Source organism: Rossellomorea sp. LJF3, from assembly GCF_037046045.1.
Lineage (GTDB): Bacteria > Bacillota > Bacilli > Bacillales > Bacillaceae_B > Rossellomorea.
On sequence record NZ_JBANLY010000015.1, the window covers coordinates 44,463 to 69,731 of the forward strand.

The 25,269-nt window shown below is 44.2% G+C and carries 33 protein-coding genes and 1 riboswitch; of the genes, 26 read left to right on the top strand and 7 right to left on the bottom strand.

Features of this window, described 5'->3' with window-relative positions:
* The first annotated feature begins 7 nt into the window (after positions 1-7).
* The 15 genes from V8G47_RS14500 to gvpU all read left to right on the top strand — a co-directional run bounded on the left by V8G47_RS14500 (position 8) and on the right by gvpU (position 7,893).
* A complete protein-coding gene (locus V8G47_RS14500; RefSeq protein WP_336200762.1) occupies positions 8-601 on the top strand; it encodes a hypothetical protein in 594 nt (197 codons plus the stop codon).
* Positions 602-964: 363 nt separating this feature from the next.
* A complete protein-coding gene (gene gvpA, locus V8G47_RS14505; RefSeq protein WP_034764902.1) occupies positions 965-1,225 on the top strand; it encodes a gas vesicle structural protein GvpA in 261 nt (86 codons plus the stop codon).
* A gap of 51 nt (positions 1,226-1,276) precedes the next feature.
* On the top strand, positions 1,277-1,765 hold the full coding sequence (gene gvpT, locus V8G47_RS14510) for a GvpT/GvpP family gas vesicle accessory protein (RefSeq protein ID WP_336200763.1): 489 nt from the start codon (positions 1,277-1,279) through the stop codon (positions 1,763-1,765).
* A 24-nt stretch (positions 1,766-1,789) separates the two neighbouring features.
* Positions 1,790-2,263, top strand: a complete 474-nt coding sequence (gene gvpQ / locus V8G47_RS14515) for a gas vesicle protein GvpQ (protein ID WP_336200764.1) — start codon at positions 1,790-1,792, stop codon at positions 2,261-2,263.
* A gap of 21 nt (positions 2,264-2,284) precedes the next feature.
* On the top strand, positions 2,285-2,545 hold the full coding sequence (gene gvpJ / locus V8G47_RS14520; protein ID WP_034764908.1) for a gas vesicle protein GvpJ: 261 nt from the start codon (positions 2,285-2,287) through the stop codon (positions 2,543-2,545).
* Positions 2,546-2,625: 80 nt separating this feature from the next.
* The gene (gene gvpO / locus V8G47_RS14525; RefSeq protein WP_034764910.1) at positions 2,626-2,892 is read left to right on the top strand and encodes a gas vesicle protein GvpO; all 267 of its coding nucleotides are present in this window, start codon (positions 2,626-2,628) and stop codon (positions 2,890-2,892) included.
* Between the two features lie 29 nt (positions 2,893-2,921).
* Positions 2,922-3,845: a gas vesicle protein GvpN gene (gene gvpN, locus V8G47_RS14530; RefSeq protein WP_336200765.1), complete on the top strand. Its 924-nt coding sequence runs from the start codon at positions 2,922-2,924 to the stop codon at positions 3,843-3,845.
* Between the two features lie 11 nt (positions 3,846-3,856).
* Positions 3,857-4,624 (top strand): GvpL/GvpF family gas vesicle protein, encoded by a 768-nt coding sequence (locus V8G47_RS14535; RefSeq protein ID WP_442970858.1) that lies wholly within the window; start codon positions 3,857-3,859, stop codon positions 4,622-4,624.
* Complete coding sequence (locus V8G47_RS14540) at positions 4,624-4,884, top strand: gas vesicle protein GvpG (protein ID WP_034764916.1); 261 nt, start codon at positions 4,624-4,626, stop codon at positions 4,882-4,884. The genes V8G47_RS14535 and V8G47_RS14540 overlap by 1 nt, the downstream gene beginning before the upstream one ends.
* 4 nt (positions 4,885-4,888) lie before the next feature.
* Positions 4,889-5,695 (top strand): GvpL/GvpF family gas vesicle protein, encoded by an 807-nt coding sequence (locus V8G47_RS14545; RefSeq protein ID WP_261749227.1) that lies wholly within the window; start codon positions 4,889-4,891, stop codon positions 5,693-5,695.
* 23 nt (positions 5,696-5,718) lie between these two features.
* The gene (locus V8G47_RS14550; RefSeq protein ID WP_336200767.1) at positions 5,719-5,994 is read left to right on the top strand and encodes a gas vesicle protein; all 276 of its coding nucleotides are present in this window, start codon (positions 5,719-5,721) and stop codon (positions 5,992-5,994) included.
* Positions 5,960-6,244: a gas vesicle protein K gene (locus V8G47_RS14555; RefSeq protein ID WP_034764925.1), complete on the top strand. Its 285-nt coding sequence runs from the start codon at positions 5,960-5,962 to the stop codon at positions 6,242-6,244. Before V8G47_RS14550 ends, V8G47_RS14555 begins: the two co-directional genes overlap by 35 nt.
* A 22-nt stretch (positions 6,245-6,266) precedes the next feature.
* Positions 6,267-6,599 carry a gas vesicle protein gene (gene gvpJ, locus V8G47_RS14560; RefSeq protein WP_034764928.1) on the top strand — a complete coding sequence of 111 codons (333 nt, stop codon included), beginning with the start codon at positions 6,267-6,269 and terminating at the stop codon, positions 6,597-6,599.
* A 15-nt stretch (positions 6,600-6,614) separates the two neighbouring features.
* Positions 6,615-7,472 (top strand): GvpT/GvpP family gas vesicle accessory protein, encoded by an 858-nt coding sequence (gene gvpT / locus V8G47_RS14565; RefSeq protein ID WP_336200769.1) that lies wholly within the window; start codon positions 6,615-6,617, stop codon positions 7,470-7,472.
* A 19-nt stretch (positions 7,473-7,491) separates the two neighbouring features.
* Positions 7,492-7,893: a gas vesicle accessory protein GvpU gene (gene gvpU / locus V8G47_RS14570; RefSeq protein ID WP_034764933.1), complete on the top strand. Its 402-nt coding sequence runs from the start codon at positions 7,492-7,494 to the stop codon at positions 7,891-7,893.
* Between the two features lie 134 nt (positions 7,894-8,027).
* Here the strand turns inward: gvpU and V8G47_RS14575 are convergent, their stop codons facing one another.
* The 3 genes from V8G47_RS14575 to V8G47_RS14585 form a co-directional block, all read right to left on the bottom strand.
* Positions 8,028-9,158 carry a glycerate kinase family protein gene (locus V8G47_RS14575; RefSeq protein ID WP_336200771.1) on the bottom strand — a complete coding sequence of 377 codons (1,131 nt, stop codon included), beginning with the start codon at positions 9,156-9,158 and terminating at the stop codon, positions 8,028-8,030.
* Between the two features lie 310 nt (positions 9,159-9,468).
* Positions 9,469-9,726, bottom strand: a complete 258-nt coding sequence (locus V8G47_RS14580; RefSeq protein ID WP_034764945.1) for a GlsB/YeaQ/YmgE family stress response membrane protein — start codon at positions 9,724-9,726, stop codon at positions 9,469-9,471.
* A gap of 70 nt (positions 9,727-9,796) precedes the next feature.
* The gene (locus V8G47_RS14585; protein ID WP_336200772.1) at positions 9,797-11,266 is read right to left on the bottom strand and encodes a phospholipase D family protein; all 1,470 of its coding nucleotides are present in this window, start codon (positions 11,264-11,266) and stop codon (positions 9,797-9,799) included.
* Positions 11,267-11,412: 146 nt separating this feature from the next.
* Here V8G47_RS14585 and V8G47_RS14590 point away from each other — a divergent pair, with 146 nt between their 5' ends.
* From V8G47_RS14590 to msrA, 3 genes are all read left to right on the top strand, one after another.
* On the top strand, positions 11,413-12,084 hold the full coding sequence (locus V8G47_RS14590) for a haloacid dehalogenase type II (RefSeq protein WP_336200773.1): 672 nt from the start codon (positions 11,413-11,415) through the stop codon (positions 12,082-12,084).
* Between the two features lie 219 nt (positions 12,085-12,303).
* Positions 12,304-12,633 carry a CHY zinc finger protein gene (locus V8G47_RS14595; RefSeq protein WP_336200774.1) on the top strand — a complete coding sequence of 110 codons (330 nt, stop codon included), beginning with the start codon at positions 12,304-12,306 and terminating at the stop codon, positions 12,631-12,633.
* 40 nt (positions 12,634-12,673) lie between these two features.
* Positions 12,674-13,612, top strand: coding sequence for a peptide-methionine (S)-S-oxide reductase MsrA (gene msrA / locus V8G47_RS14600; protein ID WP_336200775.1), 939 nt, complete (start codon positions 12,674-12,676; stop codon positions 13,610-13,612).
* A 33-nt stretch (positions 13,613-13,645) separates the two neighbouring features.
* On the opposite strand, the gene V8G47_RS14605 is transcribed toward msrA, so the two are convergent.
* The 4 genes from V8G47_RS14605 to V8G47_RS14620 form a co-directional block, all read right to left on the bottom strand.
* A complete protein-coding gene (locus V8G47_RS14605) occupies positions 13,646-14,167 on the bottom strand; it encodes a DinB family protein (protein WP_336200776.1) in 522 nt (173 codons plus the stop codon).
* Between the two features lie 123 nt (positions 14,168-14,290).
* The gene (locus V8G47_RS14610; RefSeq protein ID WP_336200777.1) at positions 14,291-14,425 is read right to left on the bottom strand and encodes a hypothetical protein; all 135 of its coding nucleotides are present in this window, start codon (positions 14,423-14,425) and stop codon (positions 14,291-14,293) included.
* A gap of 147 nt (positions 14,426-14,572) precedes the next feature.
* On the bottom strand, positions 14,573-16,129 hold the full coding sequence (locus tag V8G47_RS14615) for an FAD-dependent oxidoreductase (protein ID WP_336200778.1): 1,557 nt from the start codon (positions 16,127-16,129) through the stop codon (positions 14,573-14,575).
* A gap of 115 nt (positions 16,130-16,244) precedes the next feature.
* On the bottom strand, positions 16,245-17,099 hold the full coding sequence (locus V8G47_RS14620; RefSeq protein WP_442970859.1) for a bifunctional 5,10-methylenetetrahydrofolate dehydrogenase/5,10-methenyltetrahydrofolate cyclohydrolase: 855 nt from the start codon (positions 17,097-17,099) through the stop codon (positions 16,245-16,247).
* A 46-nt stretch (positions 17,100-17,145) separates the two neighbouring features.
* Positions 17,146-17,242: riboswitch (ZMP/ZTP riboswitch) on the bottom strand.
* A gap of 195 nt (positions 17,243-17,437) precedes the next feature.
* Between V8G47_RS14620 and V8G47_RS14625 the strand changes: the two genes are divergently transcribed.
* The 8 genes from V8G47_RS14625 (at position 17,438) to V8G47_RS14660 (ending at position 25,197) form a co-directional block, all read left to right on the top strand.
* On the top strand, positions 17,438-18,169 hold the full coding sequence (locus V8G47_RS14625; RefSeq protein WP_336200779.1) for an SDR family NAD(P)-dependent oxidoreductase: 732 nt from the start codon (positions 17,438-17,440) through the stop codon (positions 18,167-18,169).
* Positions 18,166-19,179, top strand: a complete 1,014-nt coding sequence (locus V8G47_RS14630; protein ID WP_336200780.1) for an S-adenosylmethionine:tRNA ribosyltransferase-isomerase — start codon at positions 18,166-18,168, stop codon at positions 19,177-19,179. The genes V8G47_RS14625 and V8G47_RS14630 overlap by 4 nt, the downstream gene beginning before the upstream one ends.
* 11 nt (positions 19,180-19,190) lie before the next feature.
* Positions 19,191-19,547, top strand: a complete 357-nt coding sequence (locus V8G47_RS14635) for a VOC family protein (protein WP_336200781.1) — start codon at positions 19,191-19,193, stop codon at positions 19,545-19,547.
* Between the two features lie 316 nt (positions 19,548-19,863).
* Complete coding sequence (locus tag V8G47_RS14640) at positions 19,864-20,508, top strand: YczE/YyaS/YitT family protein (RefSeq protein ID WP_336200782.1); 645 nt, start codon at positions 19,864-19,866, stop codon at positions 20,506-20,508.
* A 248-nt stretch (positions 20,509-20,756) separates the two neighbouring features.
* The gene (locus V8G47_RS14645; protein ID WP_336200783.1) at positions 20,757-21,452 is read left to right on the top strand and encodes a DNA alkylation repair protein; all 696 of its coding nucleotides are present in this window, start codon (positions 20,757-20,759) and stop codon (positions 21,450-21,452) included.
* 107 nt (positions 21,453-21,559) lie between these two features.
* On the top strand, positions 21,560-22,732 hold the full coding sequence (locus V8G47_RS14650) for a MalY/PatB family protein (protein WP_336200784.1): 1,173 nt from the start codon (positions 21,560-21,562) through the stop codon (positions 22,730-22,732).
* 255 nt (positions 22,733-22,987) lie between these two features.
* Positions 22,988-24,178: a glycine C-acetyltransferase gene (locus V8G47_RS14655; RefSeq protein WP_336200785.1), complete on the top strand. Its 1,191-nt coding sequence runs from the start codon at positions 22,988-22,990 to the stop codon at positions 24,176-24,178.
* A gap of 77 nt (positions 24,179-24,255) precedes the next feature.
* The gene (locus V8G47_RS14660; RefSeq protein WP_336200786.1) at positions 24,256-25,197 is read left to right on the top strand and encodes an L-threonine 3-dehydrogenase; all 942 of its coding nucleotides are present in this window, start codon (positions 24,256-24,258) and stop codon (positions 25,195-25,197) included.
* Positions 25,198-25,269: the final 72 nt, after the last annotated feature.

Here is a 25,269-nt window from a genome sequence, read left to right on the forward strand (position 1 = left end):
TGATGGTATGACTGAAAAAGGGATGTCGAGGGGACAGCCGATTACATTTCGGCTCCCTTCAGATACACCTGACCATGTTTTAAAACATTTACAAAAGCTCAAGGAAAAAGAAAAACGAAATTTCTCCAGTAAGATTGCAGAGCTTGTCCTGAACGGGGTAAATGATTCGATTGCAAAGAGGCGGGAAGCGATTACAATCCCCCTTCCGAAGGGATTGGACAAGTCCCAGCGTGACTGGCTGAAGCATGAACACTCAGAAGCTCTGCTAGGGAGCATCGTGTACCAGCTGCTTTCAAACCCGGTGCGAACTGCCTCCCTTCTAGCTTCATTAAGTAGTAACTCATTGGATATTGATGAAGCGCTTTATCTTCAGGAAGAATCGGCAGCAAGTCACGATACCTCACGGGAATGGTCCCTTGACCACGTGATGGATGATTCACCCGAAGAAGCAGTGGATGAGCGTTCGTACTCAATAGATGAAGAACTGGACAACTTTGACTGGGACAGTGCCATGAAACCTAAGGAAACCGTCAATGAAGAGCCTAAAGAAGAGTCGATGGAAGATCTATTAGGCGACTTCCTCGCCCAAATGAATAAATAATCAGAACCTGAAGAGAGGCTATTTGGCCTATAGCTTCAGGTTCTTTTTGGTTCTATATCCCCTCTCCCTTCAGAGCATATTTTCCCACTGAATTCAACCACCTATTATAGTTGGAAACTGTAACCGATTTGTCTTATTTGAATTATTTTTTCCACAAAAAATCTCCAAATGCATATCCCTCTAAGAAAAAATTATTACAGCCTGTTACAAACGGTGTAAAACATGTATAAAAAATGGCAGTTTACTTCAAATAATTCCCACTGCATGGTTTAGCCGGGGCGGAAATCGAGGTAAACACCGACTAAACAGAATAAAATTTTTTGCACACAGTCATTGGCTACACCAATTAAGAGGAGAGATTCGATGAGTATTCAAAAAAGTAATGATAGCTCAAGTCTCGCAGAAGTAATTGATAGAATCCTGGATAAAGGAATAGTCATTGATGCATTTGCCAGAGTTTCCTTAGTAGGAATTGAAATTCTTACTATAGAAGCAAGAGTCGTCATTGCAAGTGTAGATACATGGTTACGATACGCAGAGGCGGTTGGGCTCTTAAGAGACGATGTTCAGGAAGAGGGCTTGGCGAAGCAGGAAAATGAAAGAGGAACAGCATTTAGCATTTAAACAAGTGAGTAACATATAGTTTTACTATTTTTTGTAGAAAAGAGGATGAATATGGCAGAAGCAAAAAGCAGTCAACAAGTCGAAGAAACGAAAAACACAGAAGGCAATGAAGAACAAACAGTTGAAAACAGACAATCAATGAATTACGCGATTATCGGTGGAGTAGTCGGAGCGGGTCTCGGATTACTTACAAACCCGGGTACAGGAAAGAAAGTAGTGGACAGTTTAGGGAAATCGGAAGTGATGAAAGCTGCAAGTAAAGAATTGCGAAGGTCAGCTCAGGAATTCCTGACAGAGCAGGCCATCATCACCCTTAGACAATCCGCAACCGGATATATGAGCAGGCTCGAAGGTGGCTTGTTGTCACCAAAAAAGAAAAAAGAAGAGGCGTCAGAGAACTCGGCCAACGCTGAAAACAATCAAGTATCTTCCGATCAATCAGGAGAATTAGAAGAGATCAAAGAAGAAAACAAGAATTTGAATGAGCGTTTAGAACGTATCGAAGAAATGCTGAACAGCCTGGTGGATTCCAAGAAATAAGCGCATCCCTGAAGGGGGCATTACATGAGTAAGCCTGTAAAAAAAGCAGTAGGGAAGATGGCTAAGAAAGCATACGACCATGCTCCAGAGCCCGTAAAAGAGAAAGTGAAAGATACTCTGAAAGAGAAAGCGAAAGAAACATTTGTGAACGGTGTGGAAGATGGCATTCAATCAAAGGCCAACGAAGCTTCAGAGAAATTAGAGAAGGCTAAAGAGAAAAATGCCGATAATGTCCATACCAAAGCAGAAGAAGCAAAAGAAAAAGTCCAGGATGTCCTGCTTTCCGTACGGGAAAAGTTAGGCAACGCAAAAGAAGCCGGAGAAGAGTTTCAAAAGAAAGTCTCTTCATCGAATGACAAACAAACAAAAATCAAAGGCGTGGGAAATATCAAGGGAGCTAGTGACATCAAGAGTTCCTTTAATATAAAAAGTTCCACTGAAATCAAAAGTTCGGAAAACATTAAATCATCAAAAGACATTAAGACAATCTGTTCATAAACACTGGAAGGAGAATAACAATTGGCTATTCAAAAGAGTAATAACAGTTCAAGTTTAGCAGAAGTCATCGACCGTATTCTTGACAAAGGGATCGTCATTGACGCATTTGCAAGAGTATCTGTCGTTGGAATTGAAATTTTGACCGTTGAAGCAAGGGTCGTCATCGCCAGCGTCGATACATGGTTGCGTTATGCAGAGGCAGTCGGTCTCTTACGGGATGACGTCGAAGAAAACGGACTCGCTACACAGCAAAACGAAAGAAGCTCCCAGTTCAGCATCTAAATGGAGTGCCAGTAAAAGAAAATGTGTATGAAGGGGGCCATTATTGGCACCCTCCCCTTCATCCAAAGTAGGAGGCAGCTATGGTAATCAAAGAAATCATGAATAGTGTAACGGATTTCTTCAATGAACATGTAGCTCCGGTCCATAAGATCACGTCAGTGGAATTGACAGAAGACGAAGGCTGGAAACTGCAAGTGGAAGTAATTGAAGAGAAGGAATACATGAAGAAATATGCGAAAGACGAAATGCTTGGAACATATGATGTTCTCCTTAATAAAGAAAAGGAAGTCACGTCTTTTAAGCGACGGGATATCCGTTACAGAAGTGCCATTGGACAGGAAATGTAGTGTCCTGAGCGAGTAGGAGGGAATTGTACGTGACGGTCTTAACAAAACGGATCAAAAAGGATAGCAGGGCATTAATACAAGACGATGAAACGAAAGAATTGCTTTCGCGCTCATTGCAATACCTTAAAGCTGGATATCCTGTGCATTTCACGGGTCCTTCCGGTGCCGGAAAAACATCTCTTGCCCTCGCGTTGGCGAAAAAGAGAAAAAGACCGGTGATGCTCATGCACGGTAATCACGAACTGAATAATAAAGACTTAATCGGTGATTTTACGGGTTATACAAGTAAAAAGGTCGTTGATCAATACGTACGATCCGTTTATAAAAAGGACGAAAGTGTCACAGAGACATGGAGAGACGGACGTTTACTGGAAGCCGTCAAGAATGGTTATACCCTTGTATATGATGAATTTACACGATCACAGCCGACGACGAATAATATTTTTCTATCCATTTTGGAGGAAGGAATCATTCCTTTATACGGTTCGAAGTTGACAGAGCCTTTTATTAGAGTACATCCGGAATTTGCCATCATATTTACTAGTAATCCTGCAGAGTATGCAGGGGTTTATCAAACACAGGATGCTCTGTTGGATCGGTTGATCACCATTAACGTAGATTACAAGGGACCAGAACAAGAGGCGAAGATCGTATCAGAAAAAGCTAACCTGGTGATGAGTGAAGCAAGAGCGATCACTACACTCATCTCAACATTACGCGATCAATGTACAAACGACATGAACGGACCGAGCTTGCGTGCTTCCTTAATGATTGCACGACTTGCCATTGAATCAGACATTCCCATAGACGGTAAGGATACAGATTTTCAACGTCTATGTATTGATATAGCAGGACATAGTATAAGTCGATGTATCGACGAAGAAAACCCACAAGAAAAAGCAGAACAATTAATCATAGATGCATGTAAACGAATGAAGGTATCTGAGGAATAAAGGAGAGTTTTATGATGAGTCAGGAAGAAATGGGAATTTATATTTTTTGTGCTATACAAACCAATGAAGACGATCAATTTGGCTCGATTGAAATAGAAGGCGAAGAACGCGAGACGTTCACGATCAGATATAAGGACGCAGCGATGGTAGCGGCAGAAGTACCCATGAAAATTTATCATCCGAAGAAGCAGAATTTACTGATGCACCAAGGAGCTGTAGCCAGGGTGATGGAACAAAAGGATACAGTCATCCCGATCAGCTTTGGGAATGTCTTTAAGTCGACAGACGATGTTGAGGCCCTGCTTGAAAACCTTTATCCGCAGTTCGAAACCCTTTTCCCGGCTATTAAGGGGAAAATCGAGCTGGGCTTGAAGGTTATCGGTAAAAAGGAATGGCTTGAAGCCATGGTAAAGGATAACCCTCAAGTAGAAAAAATGGCCACAGCCGTTAAAGGGAAATCAGAATCGGCAGCGTATTATGACCGTATTCAGCTTGGCGGAATGGCTCAGAAGCTATTTGCTTCCCTGCAAAGTGAAATTAAGGAAGAAGTTTATGCACCGCTTGAGGAATCGGCAGTATCGGCAAAGGCCAACGAACCTTCAAGTGAGAAAATGCTTCTTAACGCTTCTTTCTTAATTGACCGGGATCAGGAAGAGTCGTTTGATCAAAAAGTCAATGAAGCACATGAAAAATGGAAGGATAAGGTCGAATTTAATTACAGCGGCCCTTGGCCGGCATACAACTTTGTCAACATACGCTTGAAGGTTGAGGAAGGCTGATGATTCATAAATTGGTGAGTGCACCAATTAATATGGTCATAAAAGTCGCTGAAAAAATCAAAGAAGAAGCAGACAAAGAATTGTACGACCTTCCTACCATTCAGCAAAAATTGATTCAGCTTCAAATGATGTATGAATTAGGAGAAATTCCTGAGGAAGCATTCCAGGAAAAAGAAGATGAGCTCTTAACAAGGTATGAAATCGCGAAACAGATGGAAATGGAACAATGGGAAGAATTAACGAAAAAGAAACAAGGGTGATCAGATGAGCGATTTACTTTATTTATACGGCTTGATTCCGACAAAAGAAGCAAATAAAGAAAACCTGCCTTCCATGAAAGGCTTCGATGGAGAAAGTGAACTGTACACGATAGAAATCGGTGACGTGACAGCCATTGTTTGTGATTTGCCATCAAATGAATACTCTGAAGAGACAATCAAAGACAAAGTCGATAATGACATGGACTGGCTTCAGGAAAAGGCGTTCCATCATCACGAAACGGTATTGATGGTTTCAAAGTTATATACCATCGTCCCTTTGAAGTTCTGTACATTATACAAAAACGAAGATAGCCTCAAGTCCACGATAGAAGGCAATCGAAACAAGCTGGAAACGACCTTTGAACAGCTTGATGGCAACGAAGAGTGGAACGTCAAGATCTACTGTGACGATAAGCTGCTGAAAGATCAAGTAAGTAAAAGCAATCCATCCATCGAAGCCAAAAGGAAAGAAATCAGCGAATTACCAAAGGGGAGGCAGTTCTTTGAAAAGAAAAAAATCGATCAGCTGATTGATCGGGAACTTGAAAATGAAAAGAACCGCCTTTGTGAAGAGGTTCATGAAAAGCTGAAAGAACACTCCCTGCATGGGAATATCAAAAAAAATTGGAGTAAGGATGTAACGGGCCGACAGGAACATATGGCTTGGAATAGTGTATTTCTCCTTCCTGCATCCAAAGTAGATGAATTTGTTGAAGAAATAAAGCAATACGAAGAAGAACTGGGACACGCAGGTTGGAAAATTGAAGCTTCCGGCCCTTGGCCACCTTATCATTTTTCTAGTTTTTCTTAATCATAAAATAAGGAATGAGAAATATGACAGTCAGAGAATCAATCGAGAACAAAGATATAGCCCTAATTGATATTTTAGATGTCATTCTCGATAAAGGTGTGGCGATCAAGGGAGATTTGATTATATCCATTGCCGGGGTCGACCTTGTGTATCTGGATTTGCGAGTGCTGATTTCCTCAGTAGAAACATTGGTTCAGCATAAACAGGGAACGCGTAAAACGGTAACGTCCGAACAATTCGATCAAGAAAGGGAGGGATTGATTTATGCAACAGGCCAGCGGGACAAATGGGCGAATTAATTTCGACCCGGAAAAAGCAGAACAAGGACTGGCACAGCTTGTATTGACCGTTGTAGAACTATTAAGGCAAATCGTCGAAAGGCATGCCATGCGCCGTGTCGAAGGCGGTACGTTAACGGATGAACAAGTGGAGAATCTGGGCATTGCCCTAATGAACTTAGAAGAAAAAATGGAAGAGTTGAAAGAGGTATTTGGTCTTGATGCAGAAGACTTGAATATAGATCTTGGTCCTTTAGGGAGCTTAATGTAATGCCATTTAGGGAGGTTACATGATGGGTATGGAGCATCCGGTACAATCCAACACAATCGTGGATGTATTAGAAAAGATTTTAGATAAAGGAGTTGTTGTTGCAGGAGATATTACGGTGGGAATCGCCGATGTCGAGCTGCTTACGATAAAGATCCGCTTAATCGTTGCTTCTGTAGATAAAGCAAAAGAAATAGGCATGGACTGGTGGGAAAATGATCCCTATCTGAGTTCCAAAGCCGCAGATAACAACACGAGGGCACTGGAAGAGGAAAATAAGAAATTACAGGAACGCCTGGAATCACTTGAAAAGAAACTGGATACAAACCGTCTTAATACGGCGGAAACAACAAACTAATTGGAGGTTTTACCGATGGCAGAAAAAAATAATACGCAAAACACAACAATTGAGAATCAAGGACAGGAAAAGAATTCAACAGAAAAGAATTCAACAAATGAGAACAAAACAAGAAGAAGCGGCCCAATCAAGAGAACTGTAGCCGGGAGTCTATTGGGAGCAACGGTAGGATATCTGGCAACACCTGAAAACGGAAAGAAACTGCTGGACCGTATTGATCAGGAGAAAATCAAAAGCAAAAGCCTGGACTTCGGGAAAGCGGCAAAAGAAAGATCCAGAAAAGCCGCTGTCTCGTTAAAATCGTCAACAGCCAACCTGTTTAAGCGTGATAAAGAGGAAGAGGCTTCTGAAGACACGGAAACGGCCGTAAATTCAACGGAAACAAACAGCCAGGAAGAAGAGTCGAACCAGGACTATGACGCTCTTAAACAGGAAAATGAAGAGCTTCAGAACCGCCTGCAGCAATTAGAGGAGAAGATGAATCAAATTGCCGCAGCACGTGAAGATGAGAGCGATGAAGAGGAAGACGAAGACGAGGATGAAGAAGAAAAAGAAGAAACTTCTTCAAGTAAGAAATCTTCTAAAAAGTCTAAAGAAGAAGCGTCTGATGAAGAGGAAGACGACGATGAAGATGAAGATACCGATGAAGATGAAAACACAGAAGACGAAGATGATAGCGAAGATGAAGAAGAAGCTTCCAGCAAGAAGAAATCCAACGGCAAATCTGGTTCAAAGGGAAAGAAGCGTTCTACTCGCAAATCTTCAGCTAAAAGTAAGAAATCCGCAAAAAAAGATGATGATAAAGACGCAGATCAAGACAAAGATCAAGACGAAGATACAACACTTTCTACCGAAGATGATACTGTAGCTTAACGATAAAGGAGATGTGAAAATGAGTGTAGAATCAGGTACAGGAAAGGATAGCATCTTAGAATTTTTTGTACAGGCATCAAACAAGCATGATTTTTCATTAGACATCACGTTAAACGTCAAGGGAGCTGTCGTGACAGGCACCCTCGTCTCCGCAAAGGAATACTTCGATTCATTGAGTGAAACCTTTGAGGATGGCAGTGACGTAGCTCAGAAGCTGAGTGAGGAGCTTGCCAAAGCCGGAGAATCTGTAGAAGAAAACCAAAGTCCTGAAGCCCACTTTATTCACCTGAAGAACGCAAAGGTGTATTGTGGCGACAGCAAACCGACCCCTTCAAAAGGGAAAATCATGTGGCGTGGGAAACTAAATGAAATCGATGGATTCTTCTTAGGAAAGATATCAGAATCGAAAAGTAGTAAATAATACAAAAAGCAGCCGGTCCTGGCTGCTTTTTTGTATGTTAAATCCCTCGACAAGGGATTATTTCCCGGGGAGGAAGTGACTTCTTTCGACAAGTATCTTCTCAAGAGGTGGCTCGAACAGTTGAGGGTTCTCTTCTAACTGTTAGTGACGTGTAGAATTCGTGCGAGGTTCCTTGTTTCGTGATAAAGAAGTTCTTCAGCCCGACGGATGCAATCGTGCAGATTCATGGGTCCAATTGCAATGGAATGACAGCTTGTAAAGTCTTTGAATAAATGTTGATACCCTTCTCCTAAGGCCCCTGAAACAAGGGATATGGGAACGTGAAGCTGATTTGCAATCGTCGCAATATAGGAAGGGAGTTTACCAAACAATGTTTGACTATCGCTCTGTCCTTCACCGGTAAGAATCCAATCAGCCTCCTGAATGGCAGAAGTAAGGTTGGATGCTTCGGCAACCAGCTTTGCTCCGGATTCAATGATTCCATCCAAATGCAAAAAGGCAAACCCCAGTCCTCCTGCTGCTCCGGCACCTATTGCGTCCCGAAAATTGATCCCTTTTTCGATTTGAAGCAACCGGCTGAAGTGAAAGAGCTGTTGATCAAGGATTTTCACCTGTTCTGTCGTGGCGCCTTTTTGGGGACCGAATACAGTAGAGGCGCCAGTTTCCCCACATAGAGGGTTTTCAACGTCTGATGCAATGCGAAAGGTACACTCTCTCATTGCGGAGTGAAGGGTACTCCAATTGACTTTGGAAATGGATCCGAGATTATTCCCAAAGGACCCGACAGCAATGCCCTTTTCATCTAAGAAGGTAACCCCGAGTGATTGGAGCATACCGAATCCCCCATCATTAGTAGAGCTCCCCCCAAGGGCAATAATGAAGTCTCGAAAGCCACTTTCAACCGCTGATATGATGACTTCTCCGATGCCCCTTGACGTCGTGTGGAAGGGATTTCGTTTTTCTGGTGGAACCATGGGTAAACCTGCAATGGACGCTATTTCAATGACAGCCGTCTTTTGATCCCCTAACACACCGTACTCAGTAGGGATTTTCACACCTAAGGGTCCGGTTGCGATTGTTTTTACTTTCTTTCCTCCCGTAGCGTAAATCAAGGTTTCAAGCGTTCCTTCCCCACCATCGGCCATGGGTATGACGTTCGTTTGAAAGCTTGAAGATTCATCCAGAAAAGCTTTTTCCATAATGATTCCAACCTCGAGAGAGCTTAAACTGCCTTTAAAAGAATCGGGTGCAATCAGAATATTCATAGTGGCTCCTTATTTCAATTTATTTTGCAATGTTTTATCTAATCAATCGTATTCCCTTCATTCTAGCATATGTTTTCTTTCCCTATATTCGGGTAAAGAATACTATACAAAGGAGGTTACCTTCATGAAACGTTTAATTGGAAGACTGATCAAATGGGGACCTATCATTTACCCGATTTATAAGAAGTATCGAAATAAAAGAAGACATAAGAAATCGATGACGTATTAAGAGAGCAGCCTGCATGGGCTGTTTTTTTATGTCATTCAGCACAAATAAAAAACCCCTGGATTTCCAGGGGTTTCAGTATTCTTAATGAGACGTTCTTCTCATTCCTCTTAGAAGTAGGCTTAATAGGAATACAAAGATGATCGCTCCAAGTAATGCCGGGATAATAGCGATTCCTGCAAGGGACGGTCCGAAGCTTCCAAGAAGTTCCCCACCGATCCAAGCACCGATGATACCTGCAATGATGTTTCCGATGATTCCACCAGGAACGTTTTTACCTAAAATTAGACCAGCTAACCAACCGATGATTCCACCAACAATTAAGTACAAAATAATACCCATCTTTTCTTACCTCCATGTAATGTTTTTGTGTTGTTATAAAGTAATTTCCCCTTTTTTCAAATGTCAAAACCTAATATGTTGTAACTTGAAAAATTTTCTGCAGGATATACATGACATACTTTACAGCAGGTAACTTATCCTGATATTTTTCATAGTCAACGGTGTATGTCCCGTTTTTGTTATTCCAAATCCGGTCGAAATAATCTTCGACTTCCGTCATGGTTTTGCTGTCTGACGGGGCCGTCAGTTTCAGGTTTTCTTCCAGGTTATAATCATCCAGGTTTCGGGATGTATAATTGCCGGATCCCCCGATTACGGTACTTTGCTTTTTCCCTTTTACATAAATAAATTTCGTGTGATACTGCTCTTTATTCGTGTTATACCATCTGATGGTGATATGTTCGTTCTCCAGCTTATAGAGCTCGGCTGCAATGGGCAGGTTCGGAAGTCCGATTTTTTCTTGACCAAAGGCGTTCTGGTTCGGGTCCAGCACTAACCGGATGTCAACTTTACGTTCTGCCGCGTCCTCAATCGCGTCGATGATGTCCCGGTCAGCGAGGTAGAACATCCCAATCCAGGCCTCATCGCCTTTTTTGGCATCATTCAGTGCCTTTACCACGCCCTTTTGAATTTCCCTTTCCGTCAGGATCTGTGCGTTGACAGAGGTTTCACCGGGAGGTAAGGCTTTGACCGAATCATTAACCTTCTCTTCTGAAGGGAAAGCATCAAGATTCCCACCTGAAAAATCCGCTACGGCTTTTTCAGCTTTGACCATATCTTTGATGATGTCTCCTTTCACCTTAAAAGCGATATTCGAGTGAAAGCCGCTGGCGTCATGGGGATTGGCGGAAAGGATGAGCCCGGAGTCCTCCGTGATGACGACTTTTCGATGGTTGGCCTTCACGTTCAATAGTTTCAAATAGGATCTCATCGTGACCTTCGGGGCGGAAGGGGCCATCGGGTTAGGCAGCCAGCCGTAGCCATCCTGCCCGAACCATCCTAAAGCGGTTCTCCATACACCGGAATAGATGAGGTTTGGATCTCTGAGTCGGTTCAAATCTGTAAAGACGACTTCAGCTCCAAGCTTTTCCAATGGTTCAATTTGTTTCGCCTGATGTGATCCGTATGTCGTATTGACGACGTCACTGATAAAGACCACTTTCAGGTCTGGCTTCTTTTTCATTTGTTCTTGAATCTTCCTTGATAATGTTTCACTGATCTTGGGGTAATCACGGTCACCCTTTGTATAGCCATTTACTAAGAATAAGTCCAAAATGAGAAAATCATCTGCTTCTTCGATGGTTTGATACACCTCATCAAAGATCGATTGATCATATCGTTCTTTTCCATCCTTCTGATAGGTGAGGTCGTATAAGAATTCTACGTCACCCTCCGGTATGGTATATGTATCGCTTGCGTAGGAGATTCCCGGTGGTAATGGCTTGATGCGGTTGTAAATCATCACCACTGTCAGAATCAGTATGATGGTTCCCCAAATCCACCATTTTTTCTTCTCATACCACTTTTTCTTTTTCTTCAAATGAATTCCCCTGTTCTACGGTTTTTTTCTTACTATACCCCTAATGTCAGAAGGGGAATCCATATCTGCAGAAGAAAGTTGCGCGTGGGAGTTTACATTCCGGGAAATCGTCTATTATATAAGAAGAATCCTTGAGGAGTGTGAGTATGTCAAATCTCAATATAAAAGCTTTTGTGTTCGATGCCTATGGAACGTTATTCGATGTTCATTCCGTCATTGAAAAGTGCAATGAATTTTTTCCTCATAAAGGGGAGGAAATCAGTCAGGTTTGGCGGCAGAAACAATTGGAGTACAGCTTCCTGCGTCAGCTGATGGGAACGTATACGACCTTTTTCTCCATTACGAAAGATGCCCTTCATTACGCGTGTGTGCAAGTCGGGGTCGATCTTACGGATGAAAAAGAGAAGGTGTTATTGGATGCCTATCTTGAATTAACTCATTATGAAGAAGTGGAGAGTGTTCTGGGAGAATTAACATCTCATCAAACCGCGATTTTCTCCAATGGTTCCCTGGATATGCTTTCGCCGCTGGTTGAACAGTCTTCGTTTGGATCCTTACTGGATGAAGTGTTAACGGTGGATGAGGTGAAGCAATTCAAACCAACTCCGATGGCCTATCAGCTTGTCCTGAAAAAACTTGGTGTCAAAAGGGAGGAAGTCCTGTTTATGTCCTCTAACCCATGGGATATTGCTGGAGCTGCGAACTTTGGATTCCATACGGCATGGATCAATCGCCAGGATAAGGTGATGGATGAGCTGGGTGTAAAACCCGATTTTGTCTATAGTGATCTTAATGGAATACTTGAGCATAAGAGCTAGAATCAATAGGCTGATCTTCTTACGTCGTGAAAGACATAAGAAGATCAGCTTTTCCTTTTCTCGCCGTTTCCGGAGGACTTCAAAAATCTTCCCACTCCCTTTCCGTTTAAATTCATTGTATAGTACAGGTAGATCATCAGACTGGTTTCCTTTCTTTTTTGAGAGGAATACAAGACCTGAATATAGAAGACTACTACATACTGATTGGGGAGGAAGATCATGACTGAAAAGCTGATTCCGGTATCCGGCGTAGAAGTGGATTCTAAAACAAAATGTAAGCATTATCGAACACCAAAGGATATCATCGCCATTAAATTCAAATGCTGTAACACCTATTATCCTTGCCACTCATGTCACGAAGAAGTGGCGGATCATGATCCCATTCTCTGGTCGCCGGAAGAGTGGAATACGAAAGCGATTCTGTGTGGAGAATGCCATAACGAGTTAACGATTTTACAATATATGAATTGCCAATCGGTCTGCCCCCATTGTCAGTCCGCTTTTAATCCCGGATGTCAGACCCATTACCACCTGTACTTTGAAGGGTGAATGACAGCAATGTTTCACGTGAAACGAAGGAGATGGTGAAATGGAAAAGGCGACGTTTGCGGGAGGTTGTTTCTGGTGTATGGTGGAACCCTTTGAGAATCAGGAAGGAATCGCAGAGATCATCTCCGGCTATACTGGAGGGCAGACGCCTGATCCCACCTATAAAGAAGTGATCTCAGGCGAAACCGGTCATTATGAAGCAGTGCAGATCCTATTTGATCCTGCCTTATTTTCGTATGAGAAACTCCTGGATTTTTACTGGAGACAAATCGACCCAACCGATGCTGAAGGACAATTCAAAGATCGGGGAAGCTCCTATCGGACCGCGATCTTTTATCACAATGAGAACCAAAAAAAGCTTGCCTTGGACTCTAAAAGAGAATTGGAGAAGAGTGGGCGGTTTGCAGACCCTATTGTGACCGAAATCCTCCCCGCCAGGGAGTTTTATCCTGCGGAAGACTATCATCAGGATTTCCACAAGAAAAACGCTTTCCGATATGCGCTTTACAAACGCAGCAGGGAAGATTTCCTGAAGAAATATTGGCCAAGGGAACGATCGTATCTTAAAGGTCGGCTAACAGAGATGCAATATTTCGTCACCCAGGAAAATGGGACGGAGCCACCATATGAAAATGAGTTCTGGGATAACACGAGAGAAGGAATATACGTGGATATCGTGTCAGGGGAACCCCTCTTCACGTCGAAAGACCAGTATGACAGTGGCTGTGGATGGCCAAGCTTTACAAAGCCGGTCATGGATGCAAGCGTCAGCGAACGATACGATCTCTCCCATCGCTCTACCCGGGTGGAAGTGAGGAGCAGGGAAGCGGATTCCCATCTGGGCCATGTCTTTCCGGATGGACCGGGTCCCAAAGGACTTCGCTACTGTATCAACTCTGCAGCGTTGAAGTTTATTCCTAAAGAAAAGCTTGAAGAGGAAGGATACGGTGATTTTCTGTTACTGTTTCATAGTAAATAAAAACATGCCGGCCGAGTATGCCGACATGCCCTTTTATCTTTCTACTTTCTCTTCAGCCTTTTCCCAAAGATTTTCTATGCCTTGTACCCGCTTGATGGCCGTGATGGTTCCTTGATGCAGTCCCTCATGCCAATTCGTAAAGGAGAGGACTTCGGCTAACGTTGTAAACGTGGTATGTTCACCAAGGACAAACGGTTTTTCTCCCAATTCATCCAAGCGACCCGAGAATGCCTCTTTCATCCGGCGGGGCTGGTCCTCCAATTTCTTCCGAAGCTCACTAAGTGCAGGGGGAGTGAGACCGTTCCAGGTATGGGGGCTGGTATGAAAGCCGAACAGCTTTTCATATTCAGGCGGAAGAGATTTAAGTTCATTTTCTCCGACAAAAGAGAATAACAGGTTTTCCTGGGATAACAGTACATGCCCCAGATTCCACCGGATCGAATTTTTAAACCCTTCAGGCACTTCATCCGCCTGTTGTTCGGTAGTGGCGTCCAGTGCAGCGAGTGTGCGCATCCGAATGAACTCCATTTGTTGAAACAGCATATGTTCCTTCATTTCATATTCCTCCCAATCATATTCTCCATTATTAATTCGGGATTGTGGGGGGGATTCCTCCTTACAAAAAAGAACAACCGGAAGCAGGCGATTGCTTCCGGTTGTTCTATATTTATGACAGTTTTACTTTTGTGGACGGTTTTTCTTGGCATTTTCCTGCCCGGTTGTAAATTCGACTAATTCGGAACTTGTGCGATTTCCTTTTTTAGCATTCGTGTTGCTTTGAGCGTTGCGGTTTCCTTTTTTCGTGCGCCCCATTCAGAATCCCTCCCTAAATAGTCAAGCATCTATAGTTTAAGGAGTTACGCAGGAAATATTCTTCTGTATCATGCGACAAAATATGTCAGACACCTTGGTTTTTCAGTTTATTTCCCAGGCTATATTCGACAAAAAACCTCATATGCTCTAGAGGTCCGTCCCTCCATCGCTTACTTCAAATCTTGTGAGGGGCTTCTTGGCAGGGCCTTCGATGACGTCTCCGTCAATGGAGAAGCGTGAGCCGTGACAAGGGCAGTCCCAGGTGTGGTCTCCGTGATTCCACTCGGTTTCGCAGCCGAGATGGGTACATGTTGTGTCCACCACATGCAGTTTTCCGGTTTCATCCCGGAATCCTCCACATCTTCGCCCGTTCAAATTGACGACATCGCCTTCCCCTTTCTCAAGGTCCTCGGGCTTTTTAGAAGGGATTTGGAGTTTTCCTTTAATGAGCTCGCCGGCTACATTGAGATTCTCCTTGAAAAAATGCTTGATACTTGGGTCAGCGACAAACCTCGAAGGTGAGTATATGTCTGCATAAATGTGATGATTTCCTAAGATCTGGTCAGAAAGAATCTGGCCGGCTAAAGTACCGGAAGTCATTCCCCACTTATTAAAGCCTGTTGCGACAAAGATCGAGGGGTGCTTTTCCGTCAGCTTTCCGATATAAGGCACTTTATCAAGTGTGATCAAGTCCTGTGCAGACCAGCGATACCTTATTTCCTCTACACCGACAACCTCTTCTCCAAATTCCTCCAGTGCCCTGTAGTGGCCCATCGTATCTTTTCCTTGCCCCGTCTTATGTTTATCTCCGCCGATCAGGATGAGTTTTTCCCCGTTTTCATCCACTTCATAACGGAGGGAACGAGTGGGAACGTCTGCGCTGATAAACATGCCTCCCGGATAATCCTTCTTCGCTTTCACCCCGATGATGTACGAGCGTTCTGCGTGCATTTTCGTAAAATAGAATCCCATGCCATCATAAAAGGGGAAGTGTGAGCAGATGACGACATATTCACTATCGAGATGATAACCGTCAGAGGTGACAACCTGCGTGCTATCTCCTTCATTGATGGTCTTGGCAGCCGTTCCTTCATAGATTTGGCCGCCAAACCCCGTATAAGAATCAATCAAGGCTTTTAAATATTTCAATGGATGAAATTGAGCCTGCTTTTTCATCACCACCGCTTTTTTGATGTCCAGGTCGAGGGGGATGTCCTCTGCGAGCTCTCCGGAAATATCCAGCTTCTGATACGCCTCATATTCCTTTTCGATCTTCCCTGCATAGTGGTCTGATGTTGCATACACATAGGCGTCTTCTTCTGAAAAATGACAGTCGATGTTTTCGTTATTAATCGTGTCCTTGATGAACTGGATAGACTTTGTTTGGGACAGATAATATTTCCTTGCGAACTCTTCCCCGAAATGCTGGATGAGTTCATCATAAATCAACCCGTGCTGTGCCGAAATTTTAGCGGTTGTATGACCTGTCGTGCCGTTCAATACGTGATCGGCCTCTATGAGGGCAACCTTCTTCCCGCCTTTTGCCAACAGGTAAGCAGTGGTGATCCCTGCTATCCCACCTCCGACAACGGTCACGTCCACTTTCAGATTTTGATCCAGCTTTTTAAATACGGGGAGTTTAGTCGTTTCTCTCCAGTAGGGTTCCGGTGTTTTGGAGAATGCATTTTGTTGATGGGTATCCATATGAACGCTCCTTTAGCTTTCTATTCCTTACCATTCTCTCCCGATTTGAAGAAAAAATAAGTAAGAATGAAGAAAAAAAGAGACCGGATCTGTCGGTCTCTTAAAGGATCGTTTATTATGAATTCTGCAGCACACGATCATCTTTCTCTGCAGAATCAACCGTTTGTTTTAATAGCATGGAAATCGTGACAGGACCGACTCCGCCTGGAACAGGTGTGATGGCACTGGCCTTTTCATAGCATGCTTCATAATCGATGTCTCCGACGTTCCCCTCATTGTAGCCGGCATCAAGCACGACAGCACCTTCTTTTACCCATTCCCCTTGAATGAAGTTCGGTTTGCCTACAGCTGCCACGACAATGTCGGCAGTACCCAGAAGGTCAGGAAGATTTTCCGTATAGGAATGACATGTCGTCACGGTCGCGTTCCGGTTCAATAACATCATGGAAACGGGTTTACCCAGGATCGGACTCCGTCCAACCACGACGGCGTGTTTCCCTTCAAGGGAGACTCCGTAGTAATCGATGATGCTCATGATGGCTGCCGGGGTGCAGGATGGATATTCACCGAACCCCAATGAATTTTGACCGAAGCCAAGGCTCGTGACCCCGTCCACATCCTTATCAATGGAAATCGCTTCAAAGGCGGCACGTTCGTCGATATGATGAGGAACGGGGTGCTGTAAGAGGATTCCATGTACGGAAGAGTCATCATTCAGCTCCTTGATCACGTCAAGCAGTTCTTCTGTTGTCGTTTCTTTAGGAAGGTGGATGCGTCTTGATTCCATTCCGATCTTCGCACAGGCATTTCCCTTCATCTTGACGTACGTAGCAGAAGATGGATCATCTCCGACGAGCACTGTTGCAAGACATGGAGTGATTCCCTTCTCCTTTAGTCCAGCTACTCTTGATTTCAGGCTTTCCTTAATTTCAGATGCAACAAGTCTACCGTCTAATACTAGTGGTTCCACTGCAATCCCTCCTGATTATAGTAAAAAAAGACAAGGGTATCCCCTTGCCTTTTGCCCAGGCGAACGGCTAATGGCTCATGTTTTGTAAAATTTGCAGCTCCCTTGTGGTTGATTCCACATTTTCGCCAGTCACTGCTCTATTATCTTCAAACTCATTGTAACACGAATATAAAACAGATTTCCAGTATTAATGTTCGTGTTTTTTATTGAGATACATCAAAAGACTGAGAGTGTGCTACATCTAATTTTCTATAAGGTTCAACCCCGAATAGACGATTTTTTGCCTTTGATGATTTCATACAATTTGAATAACAAGAGAAATGAAAGGGGTATGGAATATGTTCAAACATAAGGTCGTCATGATAACGGGTGCTTCAAAAGGACTGGGGAAGGCTTTGGCCGTGAAGTTCGCTGAAGAAGGATCCAAGGTGGCCATCTGTGCAAGAAACGCCGGTCCACTAAAGGAAGTTGAGGAAGAACTGAGAGTATTGGGAGCTGAAGTGGTGGCAGTAGAGGCAGATGTTTCGAATGCCAGGGATGTAGATCGCTTCGTGTCGGTAACAGAGGAAGTGTGGGGGAGCGTTGATGTTCTGATAAATAATGCTTCTGTGTTTGGACCGGGTCCACGCCTGTTGGCAGACTATCCTGAGGAAGAGTTTATGGAGGTACTCAGAATCAACACGTTGAACCCATTTTTAGTAACGAAGCGGGTTCTCCCCGGTATGATCAGCAGGGGTACGGGGTCCATCATAAATCTAACTTCAGAAGCGGGCAGAACAGGCTTCGGGGAATGGGGAGCGTATGGTATTTCAAAATTCGCGGTGGAGGGACTGACCCAGACATGGGCTGACGAGCTGGACGGGACAGGTGTAAGGGTGAACATGGTGGATCCGGGTGAGATGGACACAGATATGCACAACAAGGCGGTACCCGAATGTGATTATCCCCTTGCAAATCCACACGATCACCTGGATGTCTTTCTTTACCTCGCTTCTGATGCTTCGTCAATGGAAAATGGTCAAAGATTTGAAGCACAGGGGTATCAGGGGAAAGCGAGGGAGGAGGCATGAATGAACGTTCCTTTCAAATCCCTTCACGTTTGAACGCAACGACACCCATCGAGCTTCAGGGGCTTGAAAGGGATGACGTAAAGCTGATGGTGCTGGACCGTGAGAACGGCAAGTGTGAGCATACTGTATTTAAAAACCTTCCTGAATTTTTAAATGAGGGGGATGTGCTTGTTTTGAATAACAGCAGGACCCTTCCCGCTTCACTCAAAGGGAAGCAGGGACACCGGAATGTCCTCGTTCGCCTTTCCAGGAAACGAGGCGGTAACACGTGGGATGCCCTCATCCTTGGAGATTTCCATCAAGCGGGGGAACCGATTGATTTTCCAGGAGGTGTATCAGGGCGCATAAAGGGTCAAGGAAGTGAAAGCCCCCTTGTACAGCTGGAGTTCAACAAGGGTGGCAGTGAACTGATGGACTTCATTTTCAAATACGGCGAGCCCATCCGTTATGAATACATCACGGAGCCTTGGCCCCTGGATTATTACCAGAATGTTTATGGATCGGTACCCGGATCCGTTGAAATGGCCTCTGCCGGAAGGGCTTTTACATGGAGGTTATTACAAGCCTTAAAGGAAAAAGGGGTGGGCATTGTGTTCATCCAGCTCCACGCAGGCTTGAGTTACTATGGGAATGACCGCTGGCCGATGCCAGAGCACCATCCCGAAGACTATCGGGTGAGTCCTGAAGCGGTGAACGAGATCCTCCACGCAAAGAATCGGGGGAAAAGGGTCATTGCAGTGGGCACGACGGTTGTACGGGCCCTTGAGACGGTCATGACGCAGCACGGGCAGCTGCAGCCTGCTGAAGGTGTTACCAATCTGTATATAACCGGCGATACACCCCTTCAAATCGTAGACGGCCTCATTACTGGGCTGCACGAACCCGAAGCGAGTCATTTGAATCTCTTAAAGGCGTTCATATCAGAAAACAAATTGCGTAATGCCTATCAAACGGCCCTGGCAAAAAACTATAAATGGCATGAATTCGGGGATATGAATGTCATTTTGTAAGGAGAATGGATATGAGACTTCATCATATTGGGATGAATGTAAAGAGCCTGGAGAGATCGAAGGAATTTTATCAAGCCCACTTTGGGTTTGAGGAAGAAATGATTTTTAAATGGGGAAATGAGAACATCCTATTTTTGAAAAAGGGGGATTGCCGGTTGGAGCTCATAGAGGAATCTGGAGATGGTGAGGGCTCAGCATGTGCATTCCTTCATATAGCATTGGAAGCAGACGATCTTGAAAAGGAAGTTGGATTCTTAAATGAAAAGGGGTTGATGCCTGTGGAAGGCCCCCTTCTTCTTGAAAATGGATGGAAAGTGGCTTTTTTCTTTGGTCCCGATGGAGAAATCATTGAGTTGATTGAAGAGTAGAGGGCAGTTTATCCCTTTTCCATCGTTTTTGACAAGTCTGGTCTATGTAAATCCGGCCGATTTCTCCGATAATCCAGCCGTTTTACGTGAAAATCCAGCTGAAATGCTCACGAAACCAGCCGTTTATCACAAAAATCCAGCCGAAATCCCATGAAATCCAGCCAATTAACAATATATGTAAAAACCATTCAACCACTCCACCAACAAGCGTATCCCCACCAAACCCATAGGCTTTATGAAATTTTTTTGTCCGGCATTTTGTGATACAGTTATCCGGGTAATTAATGAACTGACTATGGTGTAGGAAGGGATTTTCATGAATAAAGAAAAGAGTTTACGCTGGTCGTTTTTCTTTGTGGGACTGCTCGTGCTGTCGTTTGGCATCAGCTTGACGATCAAGGGGAAAGACCTTGGAATTGGACCCTGGGATGTATTCCATTATGGGTTATTCAAGCAACTTGGTCTGACGATCGGAACGTGGTCCATCGTTGTAGGCTTCGTCATCCTGTTTGTGACAGGTGTTGGGACCAGGTCATTTCCTAAAGCAGGTGCTTTTATCAATATGCTGTTGATTGGTATTTTCATAGATGTATTCAATTTTATACTGCCTGATCCTCATTCGCTTGTGGCTCAAACCATCGTGTTTGCCATTGGGATTGTGGTGATCGGGTATGGAATCGGCCTGTACGTATCAGCGGATCTCGGAGCGGGGCCGCGGGATAGTCTCATGCTGCTGGTCGTTGAGAAAACGGGTTGGAAAGTTCAATGGGTTCGGAATGGAATGGAAATCATCGTGTTCTTCTTCGGGTGGTTATTGGGTGGCCCTGTGGGGATCGGTACCGTGATCATCGCCTTGGGACTCGGTTCCATCGTTGGATTCTCACTGCCTCAAAGCAAAAAGCTGCTTCACTTTCTCATTGCAAGACAGATGACAAAACGAGACAATCCTATAGCAAGCTAAGGGTTGTCTTTTTTTACATTCTAAAAGGTATTTCAAACGATCATCCAGAAGTATGAATAGAGTTCAGGTAAGCAGGATTATTATATTAAAAGGAATGGGTGGGAGTATGAAAGAGCTTGTAGACTATTGTTATCTCTGTCAAAAGCCCCTCTATTGTTTGGACGGTTTCTTTAACGGTGTTCAAATCGGGGACGGAAAGTGCTGTTGTTTTGAATGTGAGGAACGGTGTCAGAAGGAGGAGACGGTACATGAGTCATGAGTATGCTGATAAACTAGTTGCCCTATTGAAAGATCATCAAAACAGTGAAAACCGGGAAGCCATGGAAGCTTATATGAGAAATCAATTTGAGTTCTTTGGCATCAAGAGTCCGGAACGCACTCTCTTGCTCCGTGATTTTCTGAAGGAGAACGGTAAGCCATCCATTGAGGAATTGCCCGATATTGTTCGTTCTCTCTGGTCTCGGCCTCAGCGGGAATGCCAATACGCCGCTCTCGGCCTGATCGATAAACAATCAAGATACTTAACAGAAGAGCATCTTCCCCTTTTGGAAGAAATGATCGTAACAAAATCCTGGTGGGATACGATTGATCATATCGCTTCCAATCATGTAGGGAAAATATATCAAAAGGAAGAAGATGACACATACTTAGAGAAATGGATTCATTCAGATAATATGTGGTTGAACCGCATCGCCATACTCCATCAATTGAAATATAAGGACAAAACCGATGAGACGCGCCTATTCAGATATATCAAAATGCATCATCAATCCAACGAATTCTTTATCCAGAAGGCCATCGGCTGGGCCCTTAGGGAGTATTCAAAAACGAATCCCGAAGCGGTGGAACGTTTCATCGCCTCAGAGGAGCTGGCTCCACTCAGCATACGTGAAGGATTGAAGCATGTGAATCGAAAAGCTAAGGTGGAGAAAACGGTAAAGTAGCAAGGGTCATGAAAAGAGATAAGGGGAAATTCCTTTTTGTTTGTATTCAACCGGGCCCCAATCTGGTATAAAGTAAAGAAAGATAGATTCGAGAGGGGCATTGGGATATGAATTGGAATGATTGCATCGAGAGAACGAATACTCACTCCGTTAAATGGTCGTTTCCACAAGGGGATGTGATCCCTATGTGTATAGCAGATATGGACTTCCAGGTTTCTTCTGCCATTGTGGAAGCACTGAACAAGAAGGCCCGGCACGGTATTTACGGCTATACGACGTTTAGCGATCGATACTTTGAGTCCATTATGTCATGGTGGAAAAGACGTTTCCAAATGGATATTAAGAAAGAATGGATCAGCTTCAGTCCCGGGATCATTCCCGGAATCAATGTACTGCTGTCCGTGCTGACTGAACCTGGAGACGGTGTCATCATTCAGGATCCGGTTTATTATCCTTTCTATAGCACGATTGAGAATCACGGCTGTTCGGTGGTGAAGAATACGTTACTTTATAAAGATGGCGTGTATTCCATTGATTTCGACGATCTGGAAGCGAAAGCGAGCCGGTCCAAGATCCTTATTCTATGCAGCCCGCATAACCCTGTGGGGCGGGTGTGGACGGATGAAGAACTGACGAAAATCGGTGATATCGCCAAACGTCATGATTTATGGATCATCTCTGATGAAATGCACGGAGACTTAGTGTACGAAGGATTTGAACATATTCCTCTCTTTAAAGGTGATGAGAGTCTGCTTAAGAGAAGCATAGTATGTGCCGCTCCAAGTAAAACCTTTAACATAGCTGGGCTGCAAACCTCCATTCTCCTTATTCCTAATGAAGAGGTAAGGGAAAAGTATCAGGACAAGCTCACCGGCTTTGGACTGATGCGGCCGAATGTGTTTGGGATCGAAGGCACCATCGCGGCTTATGAGGAAGGGGAACCGTGGCTGAATGAGCTCATGATGGTGTTGGAAGAGAATAAACAGTATGTAGAGAACTACCTGGGGCAGCATCTGCCGGAACTTCGGGCCACCCAGCCACAGGCCACACATCTGATCTGGATCGACTGCACCGGTCTCGACATGCAAGGGGAAGAGCTTTGCAGATTCTTCCTGGAAAAAGCCCGAGTCAAATTTGACGAAGGCTTCAAATTCGGAGAAAGCGGCCAATCCTTTGTCCGGATGAACATCGCCTGCCCCAAAGAACGGGTCGACCTGGCCCTGAGAAGAATGCACGAAGCCATACTCGAACACCGGGTAAAAGGCAAGATAGTAAAATAACGAACAGGGATGAACATAAGTGACGGCTTTTGTTCATCTTTTATTTTCCCCCAAATAAATTCAACTAACTTCAACCATTAAGGGAACACTAACATCAAACCGGAATCTGAAGATATTTTTTGTCCATCACGAAAAAACATGTTAAACTAAAAAATAGAACAATCCTTAGAAAACACAAAGAACCAACTGATAAATATTGTATTTTTGGAGTGGACATTTGTTTCTAAAGCGCTTACATAACAGGAGGACGAGTATATGACAAGCAAGACATTAGATCACTTTCTACAAGAGAACCTTGAAGATTTAAAATCACGCGGTTTGTATAATGAAATCGATCCATTGCAAGGTGCAAATGGACCGGTGATCACCATTAACGGGAAAAAGCTTGTGAACCTATCTTCTAATAACTATCTTGGACTCGCTACAGATGAACGCCTGAAAAAGGTAGCGATTGAAGCGGTGAAAGAATATGGTGTGGGAGCAGGAGCGGTCCGTACGATCAACGGTACGCTGGATCTTCATGTGAAGCTTGAGGAAAAGCTTGCGAAATTCAAAGGTACAGAGGCAGCGATTGCGTATCAATCAGGATTCAACTGTAATATGGCTGCCATCTCAGCCGTGATGGATAAGAATGATGCCATCCTTTCAGATGAACTGAACCATGCATCCATCATTGACGGATGCCGTCTATCAAAAGCCAAGATCATCCGTTTTGGTCATTCCGATATGGAAGATCTTCGTGCAAAAGCGAAAGAGGCTAAGAATTCCGGTCAATATAACAAAATCATGATCATCACGGATGGCGTATTCTCCATGGATGGGGATGTATGTAAGCTTCCTGAAATCGTCGAAATCGCTGAGGAATTCGACATCATGACGTACGTGGATGATGCCCACGGTTCCGGTGTCCTTGGTAAAGGTGCAGGTACCGTTAAGCACTTTGGTTTGTCCGATAAAGTCGACTTCCAAATGGGTACATTATCGAAAGCGATCGGGGTAGTCGGTGGATATGTAGCAGGAACACAAAATCTGATCGATTGGTTAAAAGTCCGTTCCCGTCCATTCCTATTCTCTACATCCTTGACACCTGCAGATGTGACGGCTTGTACGGAAGCACTTGATCTTATCATGAATTCCACAGAACTACAGGATAATATGTGGGAAAACAGCCGTTATTTGAAGGAAGAGCTGACGAAGCTTGGGTTCGATATCGGTAACAGTGAAACACCTATCACACCTGTGATCATCGGTGAGGAACAGGCAACGCAGAACTTCAGTAAGCGTCTGTATGAAGAAGGGGTTTATGCAAAATCGATCGTATTCCCGACTGTACCAAGGGGAAGAGGCCGTGTAAGAAACATGCCTTCCGCTGCACATACGAAGGAAATGTTGGATCAAGCCATTGCGGCATATGAAAAAGTCGGTAAAGAGATGGGAATCATTTAATAATCATATAGGGACTGGCCCTTTGTCAGCCCTGTTTTTTTACGATATCACCAAAGGTAAATGCAGGAGGAAAGACGATGAAAAAGATTCTAGTAACGGGTGCCCTTGGACAAATCGGGTCCGAGCTCACCAATAAAATGCGCGAAGTATACGGTTCGGATAACGTCATCGCGACGGATATCCGCGAAACGGACAGTCCCGTTGTGAAAAATGGACCGTTTGAACAACTTGACGTCACCAATGGCGAGAAAATGTTCGATATTGCCAAAACACATAACGTGGATACGGTCATTCACCTGGCCGCTTTATTATCCGCGACTGCAGAAGCGAAGCCGCTGCTTGCATGGAACCTGAATATGGGAGGGCTCGTGAATGCCCTTGAGACATCAAGAGAATTAGGATGCCAATTCTTCACACCGAGTTCCATTGGAGCATTCGGCCGGTCTACACCGAAGGATTCGACACCACAGGATACGATCATGCGCCCTACGACCATGTACGGGGTGAACAAAGTATCCGGCGAGCTTCTTTCAGATTACTACTTCACAAAATTCGGAGTGGACACTAGAGGACTTCGTTTCCCTGGCCTGATCTCATATGAAACCCTGCCAGGTGGTGGAACGACGGACTATGCTGTAGAAATCTACTACGAAGCGATCAAGAATAATGGGTATACTTCCTATATTGGTGAGGGGACTTACATGGATATGATGTATATGCCGGACGCCCTTAATGCAATCATCGACCTGATGGAAGCGGACGGTTCAAAGCTTGAGCATCGTAATTCCTTCAATGTGTCAGCCATGAGCGTGGCGCCTGAAGACATTGCCGGGGCGATTCGCGTCCACCAGCCGGATTTCAAACTGGATTATAACGTCGATCCCGTTCGCCAGAGCATTGCAGAGAGCTGGCCAAACGCCATCGATTCCAGTGCAGCCATGAACGAATGGGGCTTTAAAGCGGAATACGATTTAGCCAAGATGACATCGGATATGCTGGATAAACTGAAAACCAAATAAGAGAAAGGATCCCTGTGAAACCGTTCATGGGGATCCTTTTTTAAATGTTCAAAATGTCTTTGAAAATACGAC

Excerpts from the sequence above, each read along its gene's own strand:
- V8G47_RS14500 (WP_336200762.1), top strand. The coding sequence starts at position 8 with ATGACTGAAAAAGGGATGTCGAGGGGACAGCCGATTACATTTCGGCTC.
- gvpA (WP_034764902.1), top strand. The coding sequence starts at position 965 with ATGAGTATTCAAAAAAGTAATGATAGCTCAAGTCTCGCAGAAGTAATT.
- gvpT (WP_336200763.1), top strand. The coding sequence starts at position 1,277 with ATGGCAGAAGCAAAAAGCAGTCAACAAGTCGAAGAAACGAAAAACACA.
- gvpQ (WP_336200764.1), top strand. The coding sequence starts at position 1,790 with ATGAGTAAGCCTGTAAAAAAAGCAGTAGGGAAGATGGCTAAGAAAGCA.
- gvpO (WP_034764910.1), top strand. The coding sequence starts at position 2,626 with ATGGTAATCAAAGAAATCATGAATAGTGTAACGGATTTCTTCAATGAA.
- V8G47_RS14535 (WP_442970858.1), top strand. The coding sequence starts at position 3,857 with ATGATGAGTCAGGAAGAAATGGGAATTTATATTTTTTGTGCTATACAA.
- V8G47_RS14540 (WP_034764916.1), top strand. The coding sequence starts at position 4,624 with ATGATTCATAAATTGGTGAGTGCACCAATTAATATGGTCATAAAAGTC.
- V8G47_RS14545 (WP_261749227.1), top strand. The coding sequence starts at position 4,889 with ATGAGCGATTTACTTTATTTATACGGCTTGATTCCGACAAAAGAAGCA.
- V8G47_RS14550 (WP_336200767.1), top strand. The coding sequence starts at position 5,719 with ATGACAGTCAGAGAATCAATCGAGAACAAAGATATAGCCCTAATTGAT.
- V8G47_RS14555 (WP_034764925.1), top strand. The coding sequence starts at position 5,960 with ATGCAACAGGCCAGCGGGACAAATGGGCGAATTAATTTCGACCCGGAA.
- gvpJ (WP_034764928.1), top strand. The coding sequence starts at position 6,267 with ATGGGTATGGAGCATCCGGTACAATCCAACACAATCGTGGATGTATTA.
- gvpT (WP_336200769.1), top strand. The coding sequence starts at position 6,615 with ATGGCAGAAAAAAATAATACGCAAAACACAACAATTGAGAATCAAGGA.
- gvpU (WP_034764933.1), top strand. The coding sequence starts at position 7,492 with ATGAGTGTAGAATCAGGTACAGGAAAGGATAGCATCTTAGAATTTTTT.
- V8G47_RS14575 (WP_336200771.1), bottom strand. The coding sequence starts at position 9,158 with ATGAATATTCTGATTGCACCCGATTCTTTTAAAGGCAGTTTAAGCTCT.
- V8G47_RS14580 (WP_034764945.1), bottom strand. The coding sequence starts at position 9,726 with ATGGGTATTATTTTGTACTTAATTGTTGGTGGAATCATCGGTTGGTTA.
- V8G47_RS14590 (WP_336200773.1), top strand. The coding sequence starts at position 11,413 with ATGTCAAATCTCAATATAAAAGCTTTTGTGTTCGATGCCTATGGAACG.
- V8G47_RS14595 (WP_336200774.1), top strand. The coding sequence starts at position 12,304 with ATGACTGAAAAGCTGATTCCGGTATCCGGCGTAGAAGTGGATTCTAAA.
- msrA (WP_336200775.1), top strand. The coding sequence starts at position 12,674 with ATGGAAAAGGCGACGTTTGCGGGAGGTTGTTTCTGGTGTATGGTGGAA.
- V8G47_RS14605 (WP_336200776.1), bottom strand. The coding sequence starts at position 14,167 with ATGAAGGAACATATGCTGTTTCAACAAATGGAGTTCATTCGGATGCGC.
- V8G47_RS14610 (WP_336200777.1), bottom strand. The coding sequence starts at position 14,425 with ATGGGGCGCACGAAAAAAGGAAACCGCAACGCTCAAAGCAACACGAAT.
- V8G47_RS14615 (WP_336200778.1), bottom strand. The coding sequence starts at position 16,129 with ATGGATACCCATCAACAAAATGCATTCTCCAAAACACCGGAACCCTAC.
- V8G47_RS14625 (WP_336200779.1), top strand. The coding sequence starts at position 17,438 with ATGTTCAAACATAAGGTCGTCATGATAACGGGTGCTTCAAAAGGACTG.
- V8G47_RS14630 (WP_336200780.1), top strand. The coding sequence starts at position 18,166 with ATGAATGAACGTTCCTTTCAAATCCCTTCACGTTTGAACGCAACGACA.
- V8G47_RS14635 (WP_336200781.1), top strand. The coding sequence starts at position 19,191 with ATGAGACTTCATCATATTGGGATGAATGTAAAGAGCCTGGAGAGATCG.
- V8G47_RS14640 (WP_336200782.1), top strand. The coding sequence starts at position 19,864 with ATGAATAAAGAAAAGAGTTTACGCTGGTCGTTTTTCTTTGTGGGACTG.
- V8G47_RS14645 (WP_336200783.1), top strand. The coding sequence starts at position 20,757 with ATGAGTCATGAGTATGCTGATAAACTAGTTGCCCTATTGAAAGATCAT.
- V8G47_RS14650 (WP_336200784.1), top strand. The coding sequence starts at position 21,560 with ATGAATTGGAATGATTGCATCGAGAGAACGAATACTCACTCCGTTAAA.
- V8G47_RS14655 (WP_336200785.1), top strand. The coding sequence starts at position 22,988 with ATGACAAGCAAGACATTAGATCACTTTCTACAAGAGAACCTTGAAGAT.
- V8G47_RS14660 (WP_336200786.1), top strand. The coding sequence starts at position 24,256 with ATGAAAAAGATTCTAGTAACGGGTGCCCTTGGACAAATCGGGTCCGAG.